Source organism: Rhizobium sp. CRRU65 (assembly GCF_048551595.1).
GTDB classification, from domain to species: Bacteria; Pseudomonadota; Alphaproteobacteria; order Rhizobiales; family Rhizobiaceae; genus Rhizobium; species Rhizobium leguminosarum_J.
In genome coordinates this window covers 90,795-114,396 of the sequence record NZ_JBLYZH010000022.1, presented here as the reverse complement: position 1 = coordinate 114,396, position 23,602 = coordinate 90,795, and the positions used below count along the sequence as shown (strand labels likewise).

The following is a 23,602-nucleotide window of genomic DNA, read 5'->3' as shown; positions in this document are numbered from 1 at the left end:
TTCGAAACCCTCTTTAACCTCGTTCGACGCGTCAAGCTGCAAGCTGCGGCCGGAAGACCACATCGGCATAATAGTTTGCCGAGTCAAAGGTGCTGGTCGGGAAGAGACCTGTGGTGGCAGATCCGCCGTAGGCATAGACGCCATTGCCGCCAGCCGCAGCGCTGGATAGCGCCGACAGCGGACCGTTGCTGACGCCGTTGGCGAAGAAGCCATCGGTAGCCACGTATGCACCGGTGGTGTGGTAGGAGGCGATATAGGTGGTGTTGGCGGCGATGGTGACGGGCGTTGTGAAGTTCACCGTCTGCCAGCCGCTCGCCGTGGTGTTGGTGAAGGTGGCGGTGGCAAGCTTGGTGCCGGTCGTGGTCCACAGATCGACGACGTTCTGTCCGTTGTCGTTGGCGTTGCGGTAGAACTTGATGGCGGTGACATCACCGATAACGTTCGACTGGAACTTGACGCCGACCTCGAGCTGCTGACCGTCGTTGAGGTTGGTCTGGGCCGGTGTGCTGGAGGCGTTGAACAGGCTGTAGGTCGCAGGCGCCACTGTCGCAGTGATATTGAAGGTCTCGTTGGCGGCAAGGCCGCCGAGGTCGGTTGCCGTCACCCTGACGCCATAGGTGCCGGATGTCGTCGGTGTGCCGCTGAAGGTCCGCGTCGTGGCGTTGAAGGCGAGCCAGGCAGGCAGTGCCGTGCCGTCGGCAGCCGTTGCCGTGTAGGTCAGCGTTTCACCGCTGTCGACATCGGTGAAGGTCGTTGTCGGTAGGACAAAGGAGAAGGCTGTGCCGACGCTGGCGTTCTGGGCAGCCGTCTGAACAGCCAGCACCGGCGCGTCATTGGCGCCATGGATGGTGACGGTCAGGTTGGCCGTGGCGGTGGCGCCGGCAGTGTCGCGCATCGTGTAGCTGAAGACTTCGCTCAGCGTGTTGGTCGACTGCCGCAATGCCTGCACGGCGGCATTGGTCTCGTTGACGGCATAACTATAGACGCCCGATGCGCTGAGCACGAGACTGCCATAGGCGCCGTTCAGCGCCGAACCGAGCGTGCCTGATGTCGCGCCGAAGCCGACTGCGGTCACCGCCTTGGTGTCACCGGCATCCGCATCGGTGTCGTTGGTCAGCACGTTGCCGCTGGCAACAACGCCGCCCGAACCGTTGCCCACGCCACCCTTCTCGGTCGCATCCCCGGCATCGGCAACCGCCGTCGGCGTCGTGTTCGCTGATGTCGACACGGCGATGTTGAAGGTCTCAGTGGCGGTGAGGCCGCCAAGGTCGGTCGTCGTGACCCTGACGCCATAGGTACCTGATGTCGTCGCCGTTCCGGAGAAGGTCCTCGTCGAGGCATTGAAGCTCAGCCAGCCAGGCAGCGCCGTGCCGTCGGCGGACGTTGCCGCATAGGCCAGCGTCTCGCCGCTGTCGACATCGGTGAAGGTCGTCGTCGGCAGCGTGAACGAGAAGGCAGAGCCGACGGTGGCGTTCTGGCTAGCCGTCTGGACCGCCAGCACCGGCGCGTCGTTGGCGCCATGGATGGTGACGGTGAGGCTGGCCGTGGCGGTGGCGCCGGCCGTGTCACGCATCGTATAGCTGAAGACATCGCTCAGCGTGTTGGTCGACTGCCGCAATGCCTGCACGGCGGCATTGGTCTCGTTGACGGCATAGCTATAGACGCCCGATGCGCTGAGCACGAGACTGCCATAGGTGCCGTTCAGTGCCGAACCGAGCGTGCCGGTTGTGGCGCCGAAGCGGATCGCCGTCACCGTCTTGGTGTCACCGGCATCCGTATCGGTATCGTTGGTCAGCACATTGCCGCTGGCAACCACACCACCCGAACCGTTGCCCACGCCACCCTTCTCGGTCGCATCCCCCGCATCGGCAACTGCCGTCGGCGTCGTGTTCGGTGTTGTCGATGCCGGACGGAAGACCACATCGGCCCAATAATTGGCAGCGTTGAAGGTGGCATTCGGGAAAATGCCTACGGTGGCGGATCCGCCATAGCGGTAGACGCCGTTGCCGCCGGCGACAGCGCTCGACTGGGCCGTCAGCGGACCACTGGTGACGGCGGTCGTATAGAAATTGTTGGTTGCCACGTATGCGCCGGTGGTGTGGTAGGAGGCGATATAGGTGGTGTTGGCGGCGATGGTGACGGGCGTTGTGAAGTTCACCGTCTGCCAGCCGCTCGCCGTGGTGTTGGTGAAGGTGGCGGTGGCAAGCTTGGTGCCGGTCGTGGTCCACAGATCGACGACGTTCTGTCCGTTGTCGTTGGCGTTGCGGTAGAACTTGATGGCGGTGACATCACCGATAACGTTCGACTGGAACTTGACGCCGACCTCGAGCTGCTGACCGTCGTTGAGGTTGGTCTGGGCCGGTGTGCTGGAGGCGTTGAACAGGCTGTAGGTCGCAGGCGCCACTGTCGCAGTGATATTGAAGGTCTCGTTGGCGGCAAGGCCGCCGAGGTCGGTTGCCGTCACCCTGACGCCATAGGTGCCGGATGTCGTCGGTGTGCCGCTGAAGGTCCGCGTCGTGGCGTTGAAGGCGAGCCAGGCAGGCAGTGCCGTGCCGTCGGCAGCCGTTGCCGTGTAGGTCAGCGTTTCACCGCTGTCGACATCGGTGAAGGTCGTTGTCGGTAGGACAAAGGAGAAGGCTGTGCCGACGCTGGCGTTCTGGGCAGCCGTCTGAACAGCCAGCACCGGCGCGTCATTGGCGCCATGGATGGTGACGGTCAGGTTGGCCGTGGCGGTGGCGCCGGCAGTGTCGCGCATCGTGTAGCTGAAGACTTCGCTCAGCGTGTTGGTCGACTGCCGCAATGCCTGCACGGCGGCATTGGTCTCGTTGACGGCATAACTATAGACGCCCGATGCGCTGAGCACGAGACTGCCATAGGCGCCGTTCAGCGCCGAACCGAGCGTGCCTGATGTCGCGCCGAAGCCGACTGCGGTCACCGCCTTGGTGTCACCGGCATCCGCATCGGTGTCGTTGGTCAGCACGTTGCCGCTGGCAACAACGCCGCCCGAGCCGTTGCCCACGCCACCCTTCTCGGTCGCATCCCCGGCATCGGCAACCGCCGTCGGCGTCGTGTTGCCTGATGTCGACACGGCGATGTTGAAGGTCTCAGTGGCGGTGAGGCCGCCAAGGTCGGTCGTCGTGACCCTGACGCCATAGGTACCTGATGTCGTCGCCGTTCCGGAGAAGGTCCTCGTCGAGGCATTGAAGCTCAGCCAGCCAGGCAGCGCCGTGCCGTCGGCGGACGTTGCCGCATAGGCCAGCGTCTCGCCGCTGTCGACATCGGTGAAGGTCGTCGTCGGCAGCGTGAACGAGAAGGCAGAGCCGACGGTGGCGTTCTGGCTAGCCGTCTGGACCGCCAGCACCGGCGCGTCGTTGGCGCCATGGATGGTGACGGTGAGGCTGGCCGTGGCGGTGGCGCCGGCCGTGTCACGCATCGTATAGCTGAAGACATCGCTCAGCGTGTTGGTCGACTGCCGCAATGCCTGCACGGCGGCATTGGTCTCGTTGACGGCATAGCTATAGACGCCCGATGCGCTGAGCACGAGACTGCCATAGGTGCCGTTCAGTGCCGAACCGAGCGTGCCGGTTGTGGCGCCGAAGCGGATCGCCGTCACCGTCTTGGTGTCACCGGCATCCGTATCGGTATCGTTGGTCAGCACATTGCCGCTGGCAACCACACCACCCGAACCGTTGCCCACGCCACCCTTCTCGGTCGCATCCCCCGCATCGGCAACTGCCGTCGGCGTCGTGTTCGATCCCGACGTGCTAAACATCACATCGACCCAATAGTTCGTCGACTGGAATGTGCCTGTGGGGAAGAGGCTGGCGCTGCCATAGGTGTATACGCCGTTGCCGCTGGCCGGCGCCGTCAGAGGCCCACTCGTCACATTGGAGATGAAGTAGTCGGCGGTTGTCGAATAGTGACCGGTATTCGTGTGGTAAGACGCTGTATAGGTTTGTCCGGCCGTCAGCGCCACCGGACTGGTGAAATAGGCGATCTGCCAGCCGCTGGCGGTCTCGTTGGTGAAGGTGAGGGTCGCAAGCCGCGTACCGGTGCTCGACCATAAAGAACCGGTGTGCGTGCCCGTATCCTGGCTGCCCTTGTAGAAGCGAATCCCGGTGACGGTCCCTGCCACAGAGGTCTGGAATTTGACCCCGAGTTCAACGGCTGAGGTATCGTCGGTGTTGACGACCGCTGGCGTCGCCGAACCGAACAGAGACGTGTAACTCGGTCCGCTGACGGTGACCGTTCGCCCGGCGGAGGGTGTTTCAAGGTTGATGTTGTCGTCGACGGCGCGGGACCGGATCGTGTAGCTACCGGCGACCTGCGGCGACCAGCTATAGGTCCAGTTCTCATCGCCTGTCGCTGGATGCCAGCTCGCGCCGTTGTCGGTCGAAACCTCGACGCTGGCGACCACCCCGCCGCCCGTGTCGGCAGCAGTGCCCGTAATCGTCACGTTGGATCCGACGGCCACCGTCGCGGGCACCGTGATGACGGAGGTCGGTGCAACATGGTCCGTGGAACCGGTTGTAGCGACAAGCCCGGATTGCAGCGTCCCAGGCTGAATGCCCATATCGGCAAGCAGATTGACCATTGCCTGCTGTACGCGGGGATCGGTCGGAGTCGCCTGGTTGTCGTGATTGTCGCTCAGGCCCCATGTCCAGTACACGGTACCGGCGCCGAACACCAGTGCACCGCTCGGCGCACGATAGAGCGTCAAATTGTGGGTCGACGTCGCATTGCCGGTGGTATTTCCGTAGTCAAGCAAGTAGGTGCTGACCGGAAGCGTCGTCGACGACAGCTTGACAAGGCCGGCCGGATCGAAGCCGTTATCGACCGCTTCGTCCCATTCGTAACCAAGATAGTTTTTGGTGAGCGTTGCGGTCTGGCCAGGCTGAAGATTGGCAACACTCGTATTGCGCCAGAAGCGCAGGTTGGCGTCGTCATATCCGACCGTGATGGCGGCGAGATTGCTGCCGACATCATCGACCTTGAACAACTGTCCGGTCAGTGAGTTTTCCGGGTTTCCACCGCCGACGGCGGGTGGGCTGAGGCGCGGATCACGGAATGTGCCTGTCCATTCGTTCGAAGGGTCGATGCTCGCGCCGGGCGAAAATGTCTCCTTATAGGTGATCAGAGTGCGATAGGGCGTGCCGTCGGCGCTATAGGCATTGCCCCAACGGGTGCGCCAATAGACCTCGTTACCGCTCCAGAACATCAGGTTGACGCCCGCATCGCGCGCTGCTTCGACATTGGTCCGCTGCTGACCAGACCAGTATTCGTCATGCCCAGCATCAACATAGGTCTTGTGATTGAGCAACAGGCTGCCATAGCGGTCGGCGTCGACACCCGACAGGTAGGAGACGTCATAGCCGTTCTGTTCCAGCCAGTAGATGCCCGCATATTCGGCGCCGAACAGATAATCCTGCGGACCGGCAAAAGTGCCAACCCCGCCGCGGGTCGCGATCGGTCTGTTGTAGCTGACCGCATAGGCGCGACCCGCACCCTGCCCCGTCGCCGGACCGTTGCCGCCATAGAGGTTTGCGCCACCCCAACCGTTGTAAGCTTGCCAGGTCTGGTCTGCCGTCTGAAAGACGATGTCGCTGTGGCTGTCGTCGTCGCGCACGATGAACGGGATGTGATTTTCGCCGGAGGTGCCATCCTGACGCACGAGCTTGGCGATATAGACGCCTGATACGGCGTCCTCGGGTGCGGTCCACGAGGCCGACACGGCCCAATTGCCGGCATCGACCGTGCCGGTCGTCGCATTGCGCAACGGATTAGGTTGATTCTGCAATCCGGTATGCTGAATGGTGTCGACCTTGCGCGCGCCCATGCCGCCATAATAGCCGAGCCGGTATATATCGATCCGATAGTTGGTGGAATTCGTATTGATCTTGAAGCTGATCGTCTTGCCATTGTCGACGCTGATGTCGGTCGCAAATCCCTCGATGTTGGAGCTACCGGCACCGTCGATGCCCCACTCGCTCTCTGGGTTACCCTGCTTCTGATTTTCCAGCACGATCAGGTTGCTTGCCGCAGCCGCGGCCGCCAGATTTTGCGTCGTCAACGACCGCTGCGTTGAAGGTGGCGTCGTCACCGAGCCGGAAAGAGTGCCGATACCCTTGGATGTGGCGGTGCCCGTTCCGATTTCTCCGCCGCCTGGCAACGATCCGTTCAAGATCGGCGAATCCGTCCATGTTGCGGTCCCGCGCCAGCCCGAGAGAGGGGAAAGGTTACGATCGAGAAGCGGGTCGCTGATCGAGGCGCCCATGGCCCGCTTGATCGTCGATACAAAGTCCGGCCCCTCGGTCAGCCTGGTTCCCGGTAATTGACCGTCCTGTTGGAGCACGGCGCCGCCATGGGCCCAATCGAGAATCCGCGTAGGAGAGGTAAAATAACCGCATCCGCACACACCAAAGGGCATGCCAAAAGCCAGCGAGTTAACTCCATCATGCTGCGCGGTCGCCTGCGCTGACGGGCTCGATTCGAGGATGACGACGTTGCCCGAGTGCGCACGCTCGCCCGTCACCGCGACAGAACCCTGTCCCGAAACTATCGGTGAAGAGCTTTGCGACAGATACGGAGCCAAAGGATCGTCGCCTATGAGGCTCATTCCAGCGTAGGTGCGATAAAGGGACGATTGAGCCCCGAATGCGACACCGTGCGCGTCCCGCTCGAAACTTGCAAAACCAGGCGTGTGGGCGAACAACCGAGACGCGGCAGTGTCCCCGCTTCGAACCCCTGTCTCGCGATTTGCTGTGAAAGCGTCAGGCAGGGCAGGCAAGGGCAGCGCTAGGTGGTTGATATCCACCCCACCTTCCGCGTCGCCAATCACGCCCCCACTCGGACCAACATCGTGCTCGTTGAGCGCCGCGTTGTTGTAGGGATTGTCGACAAGCGTACCATCATGCTTGTTTCCATCGGCCGTCTGCACGGATGTCGCAAGTTGAGCACTATCCTCGCGCTTATCGGCAGGCTTGCCAGGCCTTCCCTTTCCGCCGACGGTCAGCCATCGGGGAACCAACGAATCCAGCAGGAGTGAGCGTGATGTCCACCGGCGAGCGTTGCGATACATGGCGGGGCCCTCTCTCGCGAGATTATCGGGATCGATTCTACGGGGATCGTTTGCTACGAAGCCCTGAATGATAGCCCAAAAATAAGCGAGTAGGTCCTACGCCTTTCGCTCTACAGGCGGTATCCTTTGGGCAACGACATTGTTGGCATCGGCCACGTGATGCGCGAGACACGCAAGGTGTTCGTTTCGGGGCATTTTTTCCTTTGCTCCGACCGTTAAGGCGGCGCCGCCGGTCAATATCAACGTCTCGAAATCGACGATCCAAACAATGGCTCTGCCGCAAGGGATCGTTGTCCTGCGCGGCGAGCGCGCCTCTTCCTGCGCATGATCACCTGATTTCCCGGGCCAATGCCTCTGTACCGCAACGAAGGTGTATGTTGCTGCCCGGTTTAGGTTAAGCACCCTCCCCCACCTCATCAATAGTGATTAGGCGAAGCAAACAACCGCCACCTTCCTCAAGGCTTCGCCAGATTGCACACTGGCATTAAGGCTTCGGACCTGGTGCCCGACGCTCGCGTAACGCGTAAGGCGTTGAACCGGTGTCCGTTTAAGGATGCTATTGCAGGCTGGACATGTAAATGAAGCTATCGTATCGCGTTCTCAACGTGTTTTTTCCGGCGACACTTGTCATCAGTACACTGGTCTTTCTTGCCGGAACTGTACCGCCGGCTCTCGCCAATGACGCTGCTTTTGCTCCGCAAACGAAAATCCGTCTGACGATTGTCCAATGGATGCAGTCCAAAGGCCAATATGAAAGATGGGATGCGCTTGGCGGCGAATACACCGTCTCGGATGAAGGCGCTGTCTTTCTGCCCTTTCTTGGATCCGTTTCCGTCGGCAATCTCGATAACACCAGCCTCACAACCGAGATTGCCAAGCGTTTGCAAGAAAAAATCGGATTGGTTCAGCCACCCGCCGTCACCATCGAAATTCTTGAATACCCGCCAATCTATGTCGTCGGAGACGTAACCACGCCTGGGGAGTACAAATTCCGTTCCGGACTTACCGTCCTGCAATCCCTGGCAATGAGCGGTGGCCCATTCCGCGCCACAAGTCAGCAGCAATCGCAGACGATCAAACTCGCAGGCGAATTGCGGGAAATCGACCACTCGCTGCTGCGCAGCACTGCCAAATTAGCACGGCTCCAAGCAGAGATGATCGGGGCAAAGGAGATCTCGTTCGATCAGACGGTCGGCGTCGATCAGCGATACGCTGCGGGAATATACAACGAGGAACGGGTTATTTTTCAGGCTCGTGCAAATGCGCTGGACAGGCAGTCGAAGGCGCTCACGGAATTGCGTGATCTTTTGAACAGTGAAGTCGGCATGCTGGGCGAGAAGGTGCAGGGCTCGGAGGACAATATCAAATCTATCGAGGAGCAGCTGACCAGCGTCAAAACGCTGGTTTCGAAAGGCCTCACACTCTCGTCGCGTCAATTGGATCTGGAACGGTTGCTCACCACCTACCGCTCCGATCGGCTCGACCTTGTCACCGCCATCATGCGGGGCCGTCAGGCGATCAGTGAGACAACGCGAAATCTTGAGGGGCTTTATGACACGCGGCGAAGCGAAGTCGCTTCCGAATTGCAGTCGGAACAGGCAAGCCTCGATCAGTTCAAATTGAAGCGCGAGATGACGCAAAAACTGCTTCTCGATGACCTTGCGGCAGGAGGCTCGACTACCACCGACGAGGCGCTCCCGCTGACGTTTACGGTGAGCCGGCGAAGCGAAGGGCAAATCAGGCAGTTCCAGGCCTCCGAAACAACGGCGCTGATCCCGGGTGATGTTGTGAGGGTCGTTCGAACCCCAATTGCCGATCCGGTGTCTCAGGCCGCGCCCGCCGACCTGTCGCGTGAAACTGAGACACACGCCAGTCAGGCAAGCCAGTGACCCGCGAAAAGCATGTATTACAAACGAGCTCGCAGCGGACGATTGAGCAGCACCAAGGCGTTCCGACTACGTGCGCGACAAGCTGTTATAAACCCGACCAGGTCTTGAATTCGCTCCCTGCCCCAACAGGAATGCCTTTGCCGCATATCTCCGAAGCGGCGTTGGTAAACATGTCGGCGAGAGCGCGCCGGAGATCCCGCCCCACAGCATAGCGGCCAAGGATGATTGATGACTTTGCGCATGATCCCAGCCAGTGGGCAGACTTATACCCAGATCCTCAAGTCGACGATGCTGATGGGCGGTTCCTCGCTCGTGAACGTCGCTTTAAGCATCATTCGCAACAAGGCCCTGGCCGTTCTGCTTGGGCCTGAAGGCGTGGGGCTCATGGGCCTCTACCAGTCAATCGTCGATATCGCGCAAACGGCCGCTGGCCTGGGACTGGGCGGCAGCGGGGTGCGACAGGTCGCCGAGGCCGCCGGTACCGGCGACGAAGCGAGGATCGCACAGTCGGCGAAGGCGTTGAGACGCATATCGATAGTACTCGGGGTGGTTGGCGCGCTCCTTCTTGCGGCGCTGGCATTTCCCGTCTCGGGGTTCACCTTCGGCGACTACCAGCACGCCGGTGGCATCGCACTGCTCTCGCTCGCCGTATTTTTCCGGATAGTGTCGTCCGGGCAGACGGCGTTGATCCAGGGCTTACGTGGCATTGCAAATCTTGCCCGCATCAATGTGCTCACAGGTTTTTTCGGCACGGTTATCACGGTCCCGCTGATTTACCTGTTCGGCGCGCAGGCGATCGCACCCTCTGTCGTAGCGATTGCGGCCGTCACAACACTCTCCACCTGGTGGTACAGCAGACGGATAGGCGCACACTCGCCGCGAATGTCGGCTCGCCAATTTGGCCAAGAGTGGGCACCTCTGCTGAGATTTGGCGCCGTGTTCATGGCGAGCGGACTTCTAACCTTCGGCGCGGCCTATGCCATCCGCATCATCATATTGAAGGATGGGGGCGTGATGGCCGCAGGATTGTATCAGGCAGCCTGGGGGTTGGGCGGTCTCTATGCCGGCTTCATTTTGCAGGCGATGGGAACGGACTTCTATCCGCGCCTGACCACGACTGCGGATAATCATGCCGAATGCAACCGCCTGGTTAACGAACAGATGGAAATCAGCATCCTTCTTGCCGGCCCCGGTCTGCTCGCCACTTTGACGTTGGCGCCGCTCATGATGAGCCTATTCTATTCTTCGGAGTTTCATGGCGCGGTTGATCTCTTGCGCTGGATCTGCCTTGGCATGATGCTCAGGATCATCGCGTGGCCGATGGGCTTCATCATCCTGGCGAAGCGTGCACAATCCATTTTCTTCTGGACGGAGGTGGCGGCCACGCTCGTGCATGTAGGGCTGGCATGGCACTTCGTATCGAAGTTCGGTACGCCAGGAGCCGGCATGGCGTTTTTCGGCCTCTACGTCTGGCATAGCATCCTCATTTACGTGATCGTGCGGCGGCTTACCGGCTTCCGCGGATCCGCAGCCAACCGCAGGCACGTGCTGCTTTTCCTGCCTGCATCGGTGCTGGTATTCTCGGCGTTTTGGGTCTTGCCGTTATGGCCGGCGATAGGGATCGGCACCTTGGCCGTAGCTCTGACTGGGATCTACTCGCTGCGCATGCTGGTCCAGCTTCTTCCGCCCGAAGTGATGCCTGCAGTGATCAGAGGATGGATCGCGAAGTTCGCCTAGAGCCTTTCCGGGTCAGATTGAATCATTCTGCCGGAACAGGTGTTCGTCCGGGAAAAGGCGATTGGCGAAGGGCATACCCCAAGGTACGTCCGAGCCGATCGCCTCTGATCCAGGTGGAGAGATGCCCGGCCCACCGGCCGCACTGCTTCGCCATGCGAAGCGATGCGGCCGGCAATTCTAGAGTCTTGCAGATTTGCTGGGCAAATCTGCGGGGGTTGGCTGAAACGGGCCTGCCTGATCGACCTGCCGGCTTGGCCGTAGAGCTTGGCTTCGACGCGCGCCGGCCGGGGTCGACCATCCGACTCCGTTTGAGCCAACAGAATGCTTCAAATTGACCAGGAAAGGCTCTAACAAAAAATGCGCATCGAAGCGATGCGCATCAGGTCCTGCGGCACAACAAAGATTGCATCACGCAATCAGGAAATCATACAAGAGCGATATCCCTATCGTGCTGTAAGGCGGGTATGTTGGCGACCTCAGCCAATGAGCTTCGAAGTGCTTCGACAACCCTGACAATGTCGAGATCCGTCATCTGAGCATAAAGCGGAAGGACTACCGTTTGCCGCTGCGCTGCCGCGCTTCGCTCCAGACTTGTGGCGGCACGATAAGAACTCTGGTCGGAATAGGCACCTTCCAGATGAATGTTCATCACACCGCGCCGGGTCGAGATCCCTTGATCGAGCAGTGTCTGCATGACCTTCCGCTGGTCGACGGCATCAGGCAGTCTCACGCAAAAGCTCTGCCAGTTGCTACGAGCCCAATGCGGCTCGACCGGTGAGAGCCCAGGGATCGTAGACAGGCGCTCACGATATTGCTCGGCGAGCCGCCTGCGCTGCGCAATCAGCCCCGGCAGCCGCCGTAACTGTTCCCTTCCGACGGCAGCCTGAAGGTCGGTCATACGGTAGTTGTAGCCCAGTTCGTCATAGTCTTCGAAGATCACCTGTTTCGAGCCATGGCGAACAGCATCGGTGACGCTCATGCCATGCTGACGCCACAGCCGGAACTTTCGATCATACTCGGGATTGGCGGTGGTCAACATGCCACCATCACCTGTCGTGACGACCTTCCGGGGATGGAAGGAGAAGCAGGCAATGTCGCCATGCGGCTTGCCTATCTTTTCCCAACGCCCGTCCCACAGGATTTCGCTTCCCGTCGCGCATGCAGCATCTTCGATGACCGGGAGCTGATAGCGCTTGCCGATCTCCACGATCGAGCGGAGATCGCAAGGCATGCCAAGCTGATGCACACATAGGATTGCCTTGGTGCGGGGCGTGATGGCTGCTTCGATCAGGCTGGGGTCGATATTGTAACCATCTGCTTCGATGTCGACGAAGACAGGGACCGCATTGCAGTATCGAACAGCGTTCGCGGTGGCGATGAACGAATGGCTGACCGTGATGACTTCATCGCCGGCACCGACATCGACCGCCATCAAGGCGAGATGCAGTGCGGTCGTGCAGTTTGAAACCGCGCAGGCATGTGCGGCGCCGACAAAGGCTGCGAATTCGCCCTCGAAGGCCGCGACTTCCGGTCCCTGCGTTACCCATCCTGACATAATAACGCGGCGCGCTGCTTCGGCCTCCTCTTCTCCGAGGACGGGCTTGGCGACCGGAATCGTTGAGAGAGACGCGCTCATGCAGCTTGCCCTCCTGCCGCAGCGGTCTTCGACTGCCACCAGGCGACAAGGTCGCGAAGCCCTTGTTCCATCGATATTTCCGCTTTGAAGCCAAGGAGTTTCTCGGCCTTGCTGATATCGGCAAGACGACGGGTTACGCCGTTGACCGCGCGGGCTTCTTTGTGCTGCGGTTCGAGTGAGACCCCCATGATGCTGCTCAGCATCTGCGCAAGCTGCAGGAGGCTTATTTCCTCGCCGCTCGCGACATTGAACACCTCATCGGTGACATCGCTCTTCGCAGCCAGCAGGTTTGCCCGGGCGATGTCACGTGCATCGACGAAGTCCATCGTCTGGCTGCCGTCTCCGTAGATGAGGGGTGGCATTCCGGTCGCCAGACGCTCCATCCAGCGGATCAACACTTCGGTATAGGCACCGTAAACGTCCATTCGCGGCCCGTATACGTTGAAATAGCGCAGCGCCACATAGCGCAGGCCGTACATCTCCGCGAAGCTGCGAAGCAGCCCCTCGTTAAAGGTCTTGGCCGCGCCGTAGATCGTCCTGTTATTATATGGATGATGGGCTTCGGTGGTCGGAAAGGTCTCGGCCAAGCCCAGCACAGAGGCTGAAGAGGCAGCGACGACCTTCGACACGCCTGCCTTTACGGCAGCTTCGAGAACATTGAACGTGCCTTCGGCCAGCACATCGAAGGCAAGCCGTGGGTCTTCCGCGCATTGCGTGATGCGAATGGCCGCCTGGTGAAAGACGATGTCCACACCCTCGAAGGTTTTCGCCAGCAAGGCTCTGTCACGGATATCTCCCTCGATAATGTTGACGGACCCGCCACCTATTGCCGTGCTGAGATTGTCCCGGCGTCCGCGCACGAAGTTGTCGAGGATGATAATCTCGCGCGGCTTCTCCAATGCGACGAGATCGGCGATATGCGACCCGATCAGGCCGGCTCCGCCGGTAATGAGTACCCGTTGATCTCTCACGATCTTCCTCCACGCGATATATCGACCACAGCATCGGCTTCCGTGCGCCAGCGTATAAACTTCGCCGGCACGCCCGCCACGACTGAAAACGGTTCGACATCGGAAACAACGACAGCGCCCGCTCCGACGATCGCCCCCTTCCCGATGCTCACGCCGGGAAGAATTGTTGCGTTCGTTCCAATATCGGCCCATGCGCCGATGCGGACCGGCTTGATTTCGAGATCCGTGCGAATGATCGGCACATCCACCGGCAGTGCCGTGTGGGTCGACCCAAGCACTTTGGCGCCAGGACCCCAGCCGACACAGTCCTCGATAACCAGATCGCGTGCATCGAAATAGGCCATCGGGCCGATCCAGACATTGTCGCCGATCACGCAGGTGCCGTCGAAGCGTCCCTGGATATAGGCCTGGGCGCCGATGAACACGCCATTGCCGATTTCGAACGTTTCCGGATGTTTGAAACCGGCGCCGCCCGCGACCTGAAGTCCCGCGCCGCAGTTCCGCGCGATCGCTTGCCAGATGGCTTTGCGCATCAGAGTGTCGACGACCCCGTCACCTGTGGCGAAACGACCATAGAGGTCTATCAGGCCAGCGCGCCCGTATGATTGTCTGAGCTCTTCGACCAACCCAGTTTGGTAGTCAGGATCTGCCGGCCTTTCATGGCGACCATGGACCGCCTGCACCAGTCGAGCCTCGCCTGGGCGGTTAACTGACATAGGCGTACTCCAGCGCGGCGGCCACCTGGTCAACGTGTCGTACAGGCATCTCTGGATAGATCGGCAGCGAGAGGACCTCCCGTGCGGCGGCTTCCGAAACCGGGAAGTCCCCGGCCTGGTAACCAAGGTCGGCATGGGCTTTCTGCAGATGAACAGGGATGGGATAATGCAGCCCGGACGGAATGCCTTCCGCGCTGAGCAGGCGTTGAAGCCCATCGCGATCGTGGCTTCTTATGGCATAGACATGATAGACGTGACGCCGGTCGGCTGCTTCGACAGGGATTGTCAAATCCGTCGATCCGGCAAGCAGCGAAGAGTAGCGGCGCGCATGAGCGCGACGCGCCTCGGTCCAGTCTTCAAGGTGCCGGAGCTTGACACGCAGGATCGCGCCTTGAATGGCGTCCATGCGATAGTTAAAGCCTTTCAGCAGATGGTGATAGCGTTGCTCCTGACCCCAGTCTCGCAGCATGCGCATCGTCTTGGCCTGATCATCGTCATTCGTAACGACCATACCCCCCTCGCCGCAGGCGCCGAGGTTTTTGCCCGGATAGAAGCTGAAGCAGCCGGATAGGCCGATACTGCCGGCACGGTGGCCTTTGTATTGCGCGCCATGGGCCTGGCAGGCGTCTTCGATGACGGGTATCCCGTGGCGCTCGGCAATTGCCTTGATCGCGTCCATATCGGCCATTTGACCGTAGAGATGGACAGGAACAATGGCCTTGGTGCGGGGAGTAATCTTTGCCTCGACCTCCGCCGGATCCATCGTGAGTGTCACGGGCTCAACATCGACGAACACGGGTCGCGCACCCGTATAGCAGATCGCCGACACGGTTGCGACGAACGTGAATGGCACCGTAATGACCTCATCGCCGGGACCAACGCCCGCCGCAAGCAGGGCAAGATGCAAGGCACTCGTTCCGGTGTTGACCGCTATCGCATGCTTGACGTTGCAATAGTCGGCGAATTCCTGCTCGAAATGCGCGACCTCGTCGCCCAATACGTACTGCCCCGAGGCGAGGACGCCGAGCACAGCGGCGTCGATCTCACCCTTGATTGACTGATATTGTGCCTTAATGTCCAGGAACGGGATCATGCGATGCGCCTTGCCTCTTCGAGCTCGATGATGCGACCGCGCTGGGCTAACGACCGGCTTGCAGCTTCCAGAATGCGAACGACGCGCAAGCCGGCATGGCCGTCCGTAATGGGCCGCGAGTTCTGCTCGATGCACTCGACGAACTGATCCAGTTCGCGTTTCAGTGCTTCGGTCATATCGAGCTTGGGCGCCCACATGTCGCCGCTGCGGTAGCCAACCATCATCTGATGCACTTTCTCGCCGTAAGCCTGAGAATTGGGGTTCAGCGTGATGCCCTTGTCGTAGACCTTGATCTTTTCGCTGGGCTCCAGATCGTCGTAGACGACCATCTTGTTGCTGCCACCGATCAGCGTGCGGCGCACCTTGACCGGCGCCAGCCAATTGACGTGGATGTGTGCGATGAGCTTGCTTTCGAAGAAGAGCGTGAGATAGGCGATGTTTTCCGGCTCGCCGAGGACATGGCTCATGCCTGTCGCTGAAACAGCCACCGGCCTTTCCTGCACAACATGGTCCAGGATGGAGAGATCATGCACCGCGAGGTCCCAGATGACGCTGACATCATGCTGGAAGAGCCCCAAATTGACCCGAACCGAGTCATAATAATACATGTCGCCCAAGCCGTTCTCGACCAGTTCGCGCATCTTGCGGACGGCGCCGGTGTGGACGAAGGTATGATCCACTGCCAGCACGAGGCGTCGGCGTGCGGCCTCTTCGACCATCCGCGAAGCTTCCTCCGTCGTCGATGCCATCGGCTTTTCGACGAAGACATGCTTTCCGGCCATCATAGCCTGCATTGCGAGCTTGAAATGGGTGAAGACCGGCGTCGCGATAGCGATGGCATCAACTCTTGGATCACGCAGCACTTCCTCGAAATCATCGGTGATCGTCACGGCGGGGTAGCGGCTTTTGACAGCCGCCAACCGCTCAACATTAAGATCACAGACAGAAACGAGGTGCGCTCCGGCCGCCTCCGAGATGTTGCGCACCAGATTCGGGCCCCAATATCCATACCCAACAACAGCAATGCCGATCATTTCATTCCTCCCGACGCATACATGTCGACTGGTCCGTCATTGACGCGACCGATCACCCTGGCCGGAACGCCAATAACAATGGCGCCATCCGGTACATCTTTTGTTACAACGGCTCCGGCGCCGACCTGCGCAGCCTCTCCGATGGTCACGCCAGGCAGAATGGTGGCGTTGCTGCCAATCGACGCGTGGCGCTTGACCAGGGTCGGGACGACAATCCAGTCGGCCTCCGTCTGGAGGCTGCCATCCGGATTGACGGCGCGCGGGTATGTGTCGTTCGTAAACATGACCCCGTGGCCTATGAACACGCCGTCTTCCAGCGTCACGCCCTCACAGAGGAAGGAATGGCTGGAGATCTTGCAGCTTTTTCCGACCAGGACGTTTTTCTGGATCTCAACGAAGGTGCCGATGCGCGTTCCGGCGCCGATTGTGCAGCCGTATAGATTCACAAGATCCGGATGGTGGATAATGGTGCCGTCATCCAGCTTGACGTTTGATGCAATCATCCCTGCAAAACCCCTACTCTTGAACACGCCCAGACTTTCAGTTGAAACCAACAATCGCTTGATTGCACCCAAGGTTTCAGACCGACAGGGCTAATATTTTTCTACATTGCAAAGAGAATTGTTTTCTGCATCTGAGTAAAGAAACAAAACGTTTAAGGTTATTCACCTAAAGGCGTATCTACTTATGATGACTTACGCCCATGTTCATACATCGGCCAACGTTGGTGGCGGACTCACCGACCGCATCCGCAGCCGGTCCTACGCCGGAGACTGCGATTGTTTCCATGCATTTAGTGACCCGTCACAAACTACGGTGTAACGATGAAGTTTATCCTGAAAATTATCTAGTAACGCGTAAGACTACTTCAGATTTACTTTATATTTCCGACTTGTTATGAAAGTTGTGCGCTACTTAGCCTATATTAGCTACTGTAACGTCCCGCGAATTGTGGTATTCGATTCCTACTTTAGAGTTTCCTAAACCCCCGAATTGAGAGGGGTTGGTACTCGGAGCCTTAGTTGAGCGTAACGTGTTAGGGGAGGGTGAAGCTGTGAATTCAGCACTTATACCGAATTTGGACCTCAGGCAGGAGAACGTAGCTCTTCCCCTCAGGATAGATAATCCGAACACAGCTGTCGTGCCGGGAAGACACACGCATTCGCTTGTCATTCTCGATAATCGTGAGCTTGATCGGCAATGCCTGGCGCAATGCATGGCTGCCGAAAAGGCGGATTTGCAGATTCTGGCATTTGGATCAATTGAGGAGTGGAAGCAGAAGCGCGACGAATATCCTCCGCTTTCGGCAATCCTCTTGAACGTCGGCGGCAAAAAGATCGATGAACCGGCCGTTTCGGAGCAAATCCGGAAGCTTTCGTCAGAATTTGTATCAACGCCACTCATCGTATTGGCCGATAGCGACGATTTCGGTCAAATCGTTAGGGCACTTGAGTACGGAGCCAAAGGGTTCATCCCCGCCTCAGTCAGCGTCAGTGTCTGTATGGAGCTGATCGCGCTGTCGGTGGCAGGAGGAATTTTTGTGCCTGCAAGCGCCCTGTTCGCCATGCGTCATTTGCTGGACTCGAGCAATTCGACCGCACGCCCGCTAGCCGGCATATTCACGGATCGTCAGGTCGAAGTCGTGGAGGCGCTCCGACGCGGAAAGGCAAACAAAATTATCGCTTATGAGCTCAACCTGCGAGAAAGCACTGTAAAGGTGCATGTTCGCAATATTATGAAAAAGGTCAAAGCGACGAACAGAACGGAAGTCGTGTTCAAGCTCAACGATCTGTTTCTTTCGGGCGGCTCTGCGACAAACAGCCTGTGCTGATGCGGTCGGCCGATCAGATCTTGGATCGCATCAGGAGCGCATTCTCGCTCTAAACATCCTCGGTGGCTGCACGGCAAATACGCCACCGAGTCCGCGATTGCATCTTCAGCCTCACTTGGAAAGTCTGTCATGTACGACTCTCCAGGTGTCGCTGTTTGCATGTGCAATTTTCCCACGGCTAATTGCCGGTGCCGATAGGAAGCCTGGAAAGCGCTATTCGGATCTTGCGCAACGGGCCTCTCTGCGAATGGGGGACCAGACCCCGCGCAAGATGCCAGAAATATCGGAACTCAGGCAGCGGCGGCACATTCGGCCGCAGGCCATTCAGGCGCAGTCTGACCATCAGGCCATCGACGCCTGAATATAGTCGCAGACGCCAGCCAGCATCACGTTTGAATTGTAGAGATGTTACTTTCTCGCCGGCGCTGCTTCCGCCGACGGGAGCGTGACGAAGAACATTTGCAAGATCTGGCTGCTGACAGCGCTCAAGAATATCGGAAAACCATGCAAGCCACTCGGAATCGCTCCGATCAGGAATCTGATGAATGCTTTTTCGATCCCTGCCATACCGCCCCGAGACGACCCCATCGCCTGAGCGACCGAGTTGCGCGATGACGAGGCGCGCGCGCCTGAATTCGTCGTGGGATAGCGATGGATAGAAATCTTGCAGCCTTCGCGCCCGCTCAAACTGGCCTCTGGAGATTAAAGCGAGAAGGAAGTACGCCCACTCGACCGGATCCGGGTTGAGTGCCCCATATTCGCTCATGGTCACCTTGACCAGGTCCACCAGAAGCTCATAGGCGTGATCGGCGTCGCCCTCCTGCAACGCACAGATGGCAAGGCGGAATTTAGCTTCGGGCAGGTAGGATACATAGTCCAGGCAGCGCGCGTAGCACTGCTTGGCCTCCGCCACCCTGCCCTGCTCGAGAAGCAAGTCGCCCTGCTTCAGCAAAGCGCGATCGCTGGCTTCCCCCACGATATGGACGCTCTCTCGCCTGGAGCTACGCTGAACCTTTGTAAGATCGCCGAAGGGGCCGGACTGAATGATCTTTTCACCGAACTGCAGGCCTTTGTTCAGCATGAACCACTGATATATTTGCGGCCTGTGGCTCAGTGTGTGACACGAATGGATCAAACTGTAACCGGCTTTCGTGATACGCCGTATTTCGTCGGGATGGGCAAAAAGGTAATCTAGTCGCTCGACGACGTTTTGGCCGTCAACAAAGACACAGTTCTCCATATCGACAAAGCCAGCTGCCTCCACTGCTGCTGTGCGTTCGGTCACGAGACAGGCATTTGCCCCGGGAATCTCGAAGTGCTTGCGTACGACCTCGCCGCCCATAGTGCCGCATGTGGGGACGACGAGGCTCGAGTTGAGCGCGCGCGCGTAAGCCTCTCCGGACAGGAGCTGGGAAGCTAGCTTGCTCTCATAGGCGTGTTGCGGCGAGACCAGGCAGGGGTAACGGTCGCGGATCATCGGAAAGACCGTCTGTCGCCAGGGATAAAGGCCATAGGCCTGACCTGTGAGCATCACCGGGATGACCTTTTGCTGGCCATAGTCGTGGTAGACTTTGGGATCGATGAAATTTGGCCAGACGAAGAGATTCTCCTTCACCGCCGGCATATATTCCGGAGTCATCGTTGCGATCGCGAAATACGCCTCGATGCCCCACTGCTCCATATCGGAAAGGAAGCCCGCGCGTCGATCGCACCATGCGTCGGCGTTATGAAGGCCAAGCTTGGGAACGACGATATGGGTATTGGTGTTGGTGATTTTTATGCGACGCGACCCATGCGACCGATAACCGCTTTCAAACAGCGTCAGATCCGGTTCGTACCTGTCGCATATCTCTGCATAATCGCAGTCGCGGTTAATGACGACGACATCGAAATGTGTTGTGAGGCATTTGACCTGCTGCTGCATGTGCAGCAGCAGGTAACCGGCCGCGTTCGCATTGGGCTGATGGTCCCATTGAAAAAAAACGAGCCGCGGCTTTCGATCATTAACGTTGCTATTCATGTCCCTATCGAATGGCTTCAGGAGCAGTGAGTTCGACGTTCGCAGACGCCAGATGCGGATAAGCTTCTTGCGAGGACTTGGCGCTAAGCCTGTTCCTTACGCCGCCGGAAAGCTTCCACTCGAAATAAGCGATCGTTCTCTCAAGCCCCTCACGAAGGTTCACCTTCGGCTGCCAGCCCAGTTGTTGCGTTGCGCGGCTGATATCGGGCTTGCGCTGTGTCGGATCGTCGACCGGCAGAGGATTGAAGACGATACCGGACTTCGATCCGGTCATTTCGATCACCATTTCTGCCAATTCACGGACCTGGAATTCTCCGGGATTGCCGAGATTGATAGGGCCTGTGACTCCAGCGGGCGCACCCATCAGACGGATAAAACCGTCGATCAGGTCGTCTACATAGCAGAACGACCGTGTTTGCGTGCCGTTGCCAAAGATGGTGATCGACTCGTTTCGAAGCGCCTGAACGATGAAATTGGAGACGACGCGGCCATCGTTGGTCTGCATGCGAGGCCCATAGGTATTGAAGATCCGCGCCACCCGGATTTCCACGCCATATTGACGATGATAGTCGAAGAACAGCGTTTCGGCGCACCGCTTGCCTTCGTCATAACACGCCCGCGGGCCTATGGGATTGACGCTTCCGCGATAGTCCTCCGTCTGAGGATGGACTGCCGGATCGCCGTAAACTTCGCTGGTGGAAGCCTGGAAGATCTTCGCCTTGGTGCGCTTGGCCAAGCCCAGCATATTGATGGCCCCATGCACATTGGTCTTCACAGTCTGCACAGGATCGAACTGGTAGTGAACAGGAGATGCCGGGCAGGCGAGGTTGTAGATCTCGTCGACTTCCACATAGAGCGGGAAGGTAATGTCGTGCCGGAGTATCTCAAAGCGAGGATCGTCAAGAAGATGCAGCACATTGTCGCGCGAACCGGTGTAGTAATTGTCCACGCAGAGGACGTCATTGCCCTCGCGCAAAAGCCTTTCGCACAGGAATGATCCCAGAAACCCGGTGCCGCCGGTTACCATAATTCGCTTTTGTCCGTGCATTGGTATGCTCCGTTGTTGATGGTTGCCTCGCGGAAGCGAGGATGGTCAGTAGGCTCCCCCGCGCTTGAACACCGCAGGGATTGTGCTGAGAAGAATTTGGCAGTCGAACCACAGAGACCGGTTGTCGATGTAGAACTCGTCGAGTTGCTGCTGCAGCTCGATATCCGCATTGCTTCGTTCGGATATCTGCCAGAGGCCTGTCAGCCCCGGTGTTACCGAACGCCGCTTGTCACGAAATTCGCTGTCCATCGCTGAGAGGTGATATTCTGGAAACGGACGCGGTCCGACGATGGCCATCTGCCCCGCAATGATGTTTGCCAATTGCGGCAGCTCATCGATGCTCGAAGAGCGCAGCATATGTCCGATCACCGGAAGGACGCGCGGATCGTCCTTGAGCTTGAAGTGGCTCAACCACTCGGCGCGCATGTTGGGGTCGTCTCGGAAGACAGCTTCAAGGCGCTGCTCTGCATCCTGATACATCGTCCTCAATTTCAGGACGTGCACCGGCTTGCCTGACCGCCCCTCCCTGGTGTGCCGGAAGAAGACGGGGCCCGGATCGATGGCATAGATTGCGGCCGCTGCAAACGCGATGAATGGGGCGACGACGATCGATGCAGGGATGGCGATTGCGAGATCGAGGATTCGGCGAACCAGGTCCGAGTTCACCGAACTCCCACTGTTGGTAAGGCGAATACCGATTTCTCCGCCGACATCCGCAGGCCGCAATCCGGTTACCTTGAGGCTCGGCGTGTCGGACAGCAAAATGACTTCGGCGAACTTCCGACGCATAGCCGCCAAATCTGGTGCAAGCACGCCTGTGTCGCCCGCAATCATGGCAATGGATGGCCCGCCATCGGGCAATGCCTCCACACTATCGGGGGAAATGGCCTCCGGCCTGATGCCATACTGCCAGTGGTTCTTGAAATGGGCCACGAGAGCGGGGGTAAGGTTGCCCCCCCCTATGACAACCGCGTGCTCCCCCCAGACTCCAAGTTTCCAGCACAGGCCCCGTGCAAGCCAATGCACAAATGGCTGAACAATCAGCCCGAGAGCGAGGAACCCAATGACGGCAAGCAGCAGTCGTTCCCCCTCCGGGAGGATAATTGCTCCAAACGCCGCCAGGACAGCCACCTTGACGGCAGCTACAGTGCGCCGCCGCAGATGTTCGTGCTCATGTAACCGATATCCAGGGTAGAGGCCGGCCGATGCGTAAAGAATAATCGCGGCGAGTGCTGCGATCGCGAACGTACGCTCCGCCAGCGTGCCCTCCAAACCACTGGGGAAAAAGGACAGGACAACAAAATAGGCAACCAAATAGCTTGCAATGTCGCCGGCGGCCAGCAAGGACGAGGTTGCAAGCCGAGGAAGCCGACGCCGTAGTGCGGCGGGCATATTCAGCCCTGCCCGGTCAAAGGGATCGGCGGTCTTAGCTGCTATGGGCGGCACGGAACCTGCCGCAATCGCCCGCGACGTCATGTCACTTGATGTGGCTGCCTTCGACGGACGCGGTGTCATTGCTGGCGACGCAAATAAGGACATGATGGCTTTACACCTTTGCAGCTGCTTCTTTTGGCGCGCTTGGTCCAAAAACCGCGTCTTCGATCGGAAACTTCCGAAGCCCCAGTCTCTGGAATGCCGTCAGTGAGATGAAGGTCGGCACGACGACCGCATAGCGCCGCCACAGCCGTCGCGGCTCGCACAAAAGGCGGAACGCCCATTCGAAGCCGCTTCTTTGAATGATCCTTGGAGCCTGCCGCTTGAGGCCGGCGTGGAAATCGAATGCGGCTCCGACCCCGATGAGCATCGATGCTTCCAGACGATCGCGCATGCGCGCCATCCAGAGCTCCTGCTTTGGACTGCTCAGGCCGACCCAGATGATATCGGCGCCCGATCGATTGAGCTGGTCAGCAATCTCCGTTTCCTCCCGCGTCGACAGTTTGCGAAAAGGTGGCGCATAGGAGCCGACGATCTGTGCTTGCGGAAATTTCGCGAGAAGTCGCGCCTGCAGCTGTTCGAGCGTTTCGGCCGTTGCGCCATAAAGGAAGTGGCGCAAGCCCTTGGAGCTGCCGGCATCGAAAACGGATAACATGAGATCCGGTCCATAGACCCTGTCGCTTTCGGCATGACCGGCACGTTTCAATGCCCATACCAACGGCATGCCGTCGGGTGTCACGAGGAACGCACGGTTATGTATCGACCGGAGTTCGGGATCATCTTGACATCGGACGACACCGTGCGCGTCGCGAACGCACACATATTCCTTCCTGCCGTCTTCGATCGCTGTTTGAATAAATCCGGTGGCACTTTTGAGATTAACTGCCGAAATGCGAACACCAAGGACATTAATAGATTCCGAATAGCTCGGTCGATTAAGAACCGAATCTTGACTGCTGTCTGCTAGTTGCTTTCTCATGACCTGCGCTTTCGCGATCTAAACTGTCATCAGAATATGCTGTAAGGGCGATTGCCTCCATACTTGCCGTTCCAACTATTGGACGTAGATGAGACTTCATATTTCTACGCCTTACGCGGGGATAAGTTACAATATT

Annotated in this window: 14 protein-coding genes; 3 read left to right on the top strand and 11 right to left on the bottom strand. The window is 58.8% G+C overall.

What is annotated here, in order from left to right; all coding sequences use genetic code 11:
• Positions 1-31 precede the first annotated feature (31 nt).
• Positions 32-7,078, bottom strand: coding sequence for a DUF4082 domain-containing protein (locus tag ACM5SV_RS32690; RefSeq protein ID WP_419425480.1), 7,047 nt, complete (start codon positions 7,076-7,078; stop codon positions 32-34).
• Between the two features lie 578 nt (positions 7,079-7,656).
• Between ACM5SV_RS32690 and ACM5SV_RS32685 the strand changes: the two genes are divergently transcribed.
• Both ACM5SV_RS32685 and ACM5SV_RS32680 read left to right on the top strand, forming a co-directional pair.
• Positions 7,657-8,967, top strand: a complete 1,311-nt coding sequence (locus ACM5SV_RS32685; protein WP_012760113.1) for a polysaccharide biosynthesis/export family protein — start codon at positions 7,657-7,659, stop codon at positions 8,965-8,967.
• A 228-nt stretch (positions 8,968-9,195) separates the two neighbouring features.
• Complete coding sequence (locus tag ACM5SV_RS32680; RefSeq protein WP_017997144.1) at positions 9,196-10,704, top strand: O-antigen translocase; 1,509 nt, start codon at positions 9,196-9,198, stop codon at positions 10,702-10,704.
• 424 nt (positions 10,705-11,128) lie between these two features.
• Here the strand turns inward: ACM5SV_RS32680 and ACM5SV_RS32675 are convergent, their stop codons facing one another.
• From ACM5SV_RS32675 to ACM5SV_RS32650, 6 genes are read right to left on the bottom strand one after another with little or no spacing between them, the layout of a single operon-like run.
• Positions 11,129-12,340: a DegT/DnrJ/EryC1/StrS family aminotransferase gene (locus tag ACM5SV_RS32675; RefSeq protein WP_222018075.1), complete on the bottom strand. Its 1,212-nt coding sequence runs from the start codon at positions 12,338-12,340 to the stop codon at positions 11,129-11,131.
• Entirely contained in the window at positions 12,337-13,311 is a 975-nt protein-coding gene (locus tag ACM5SV_RS32670; protein ID WP_012760116.1) for an NAD-dependent epimerase/dehydratase family protein, read from the bottom strand. The genes ACM5SV_RS32675 and ACM5SV_RS32670 overlap by 4 nt, the downstream gene beginning before the upstream one ends.
• On the bottom strand, positions 13,308-14,027 hold the full coding sequence (locus ACM5SV_RS32665; RefSeq protein WP_017997142.1) for an acyltransferase: 720 nt from the start codon (positions 14,025-14,027) through the stop codon (positions 13,308-13,310). The genes ACM5SV_RS32670 and ACM5SV_RS32665 overlap by 4 nt, the downstream gene beginning before the upstream one ends.
• Complete coding sequence (locus ACM5SV_RS32660; RefSeq protein WP_012760118.1) at positions 14,017-15,120, bottom strand: DegT/DnrJ/EryC1/StrS family aminotransferase; 1,104 nt, start codon at positions 15,118-15,120, stop codon at positions 14,017-14,019. The genes ACM5SV_RS32665 and ACM5SV_RS32660 overlap by 11 nt, the downstream gene beginning before the upstream one ends.
• A complete protein-coding gene (locus ACM5SV_RS32655) occupies positions 15,117-16,154 on the bottom strand; it encodes a Gfo/Idh/MocA family protein (protein WP_012760119.1) in 1,038 nt (345 codons plus the stop codon). The genes ACM5SV_RS32660 and ACM5SV_RS32655 overlap by 4 nt, the downstream gene beginning before the upstream one ends.
• Positions 16,151-16,657, bottom strand: coding sequence for an acyltransferase (locus tag ACM5SV_RS32650; protein WP_012760120.1), 507 nt, complete (start codon positions 16,655-16,657; stop codon positions 16,151-16,153). Before ACM5SV_RS32650 ends, ACM5SV_RS32655 begins: the two co-directional genes overlap by 4 nt.
• A 551-nt stretch (positions 16,658-17,208) precedes the next feature.
• On the opposite strand from ACM5SV_RS32650, the gene ACM5SV_RS32645 reads away from it, so the two are divergent.
• Positions 17,209-17,985 (top strand): LuxR C-terminal-related transcriptional regulator, encoded by a 777-nt coding sequence (locus ACM5SV_RS32645; protein ID WP_017997141.1) that lies wholly within the window; start codon positions 17,209-17,211, stop codon positions 17,983-17,985.
• A gap of 178 nt (positions 17,986-18,163) precedes the next feature.
• Here ACM5SV_RS32645 and ACM5SV_RS32640 read toward each other — a convergent pair whose 3' ends face one another.
• The 4 genes from ACM5SV_RS32640 to ACM5SV_RS32625 are packed head-to-tail and all read right to left on the bottom strand — an operon-like array spanning position 18,164 to position 23,466.
• Positions 18,164-20,005, bottom strand: a complete 1,842-nt coding sequence (locus ACM5SV_RS32640; protein ID WP_017997140.1) for a glycosyltransferase family protein — start codon at positions 20,003-20,005, stop codon at positions 18,164-18,166.
• A 4-nt stretch (positions 20,006-20,009) separates the two neighbouring features.
• Complete coding sequence (locus tag ACM5SV_RS32635) at positions 20,010-21,053, bottom strand: UDP-glucuronic acid decarboxylase family protein (protein ID WP_012760123.1); 1,044 nt, start codon at positions 21,051-21,053, stop codon at positions 20,010-20,012.
• Positions 21,054-21,098: 45 nt separating this feature from the next.
• Positions 21,099-22,592 (bottom strand): sugar transferase, encoded by a 1,494-nt coding sequence (locus ACM5SV_RS32630; protein ID WP_017997139.1) that lies wholly within the window; start codon positions 22,590-22,592, stop codon positions 21,099-21,101.
• A 7-nt stretch (positions 22,593-22,599) separates the two neighbouring features.
• The gene (locus tag ACM5SV_RS32625; RefSeq protein ID WP_012760125.1) at positions 22,600-23,466 is read right to left on the bottom strand and encodes a WecB/TagA/CpsF family glycosyltransferase; all 867 of its coding nucleotides are present in this window, start codon (positions 23,464-23,466) and stop codon (positions 22,600-22,602) included.
• Positions 23,467-23,602: the final 136 nt, after the last annotated feature.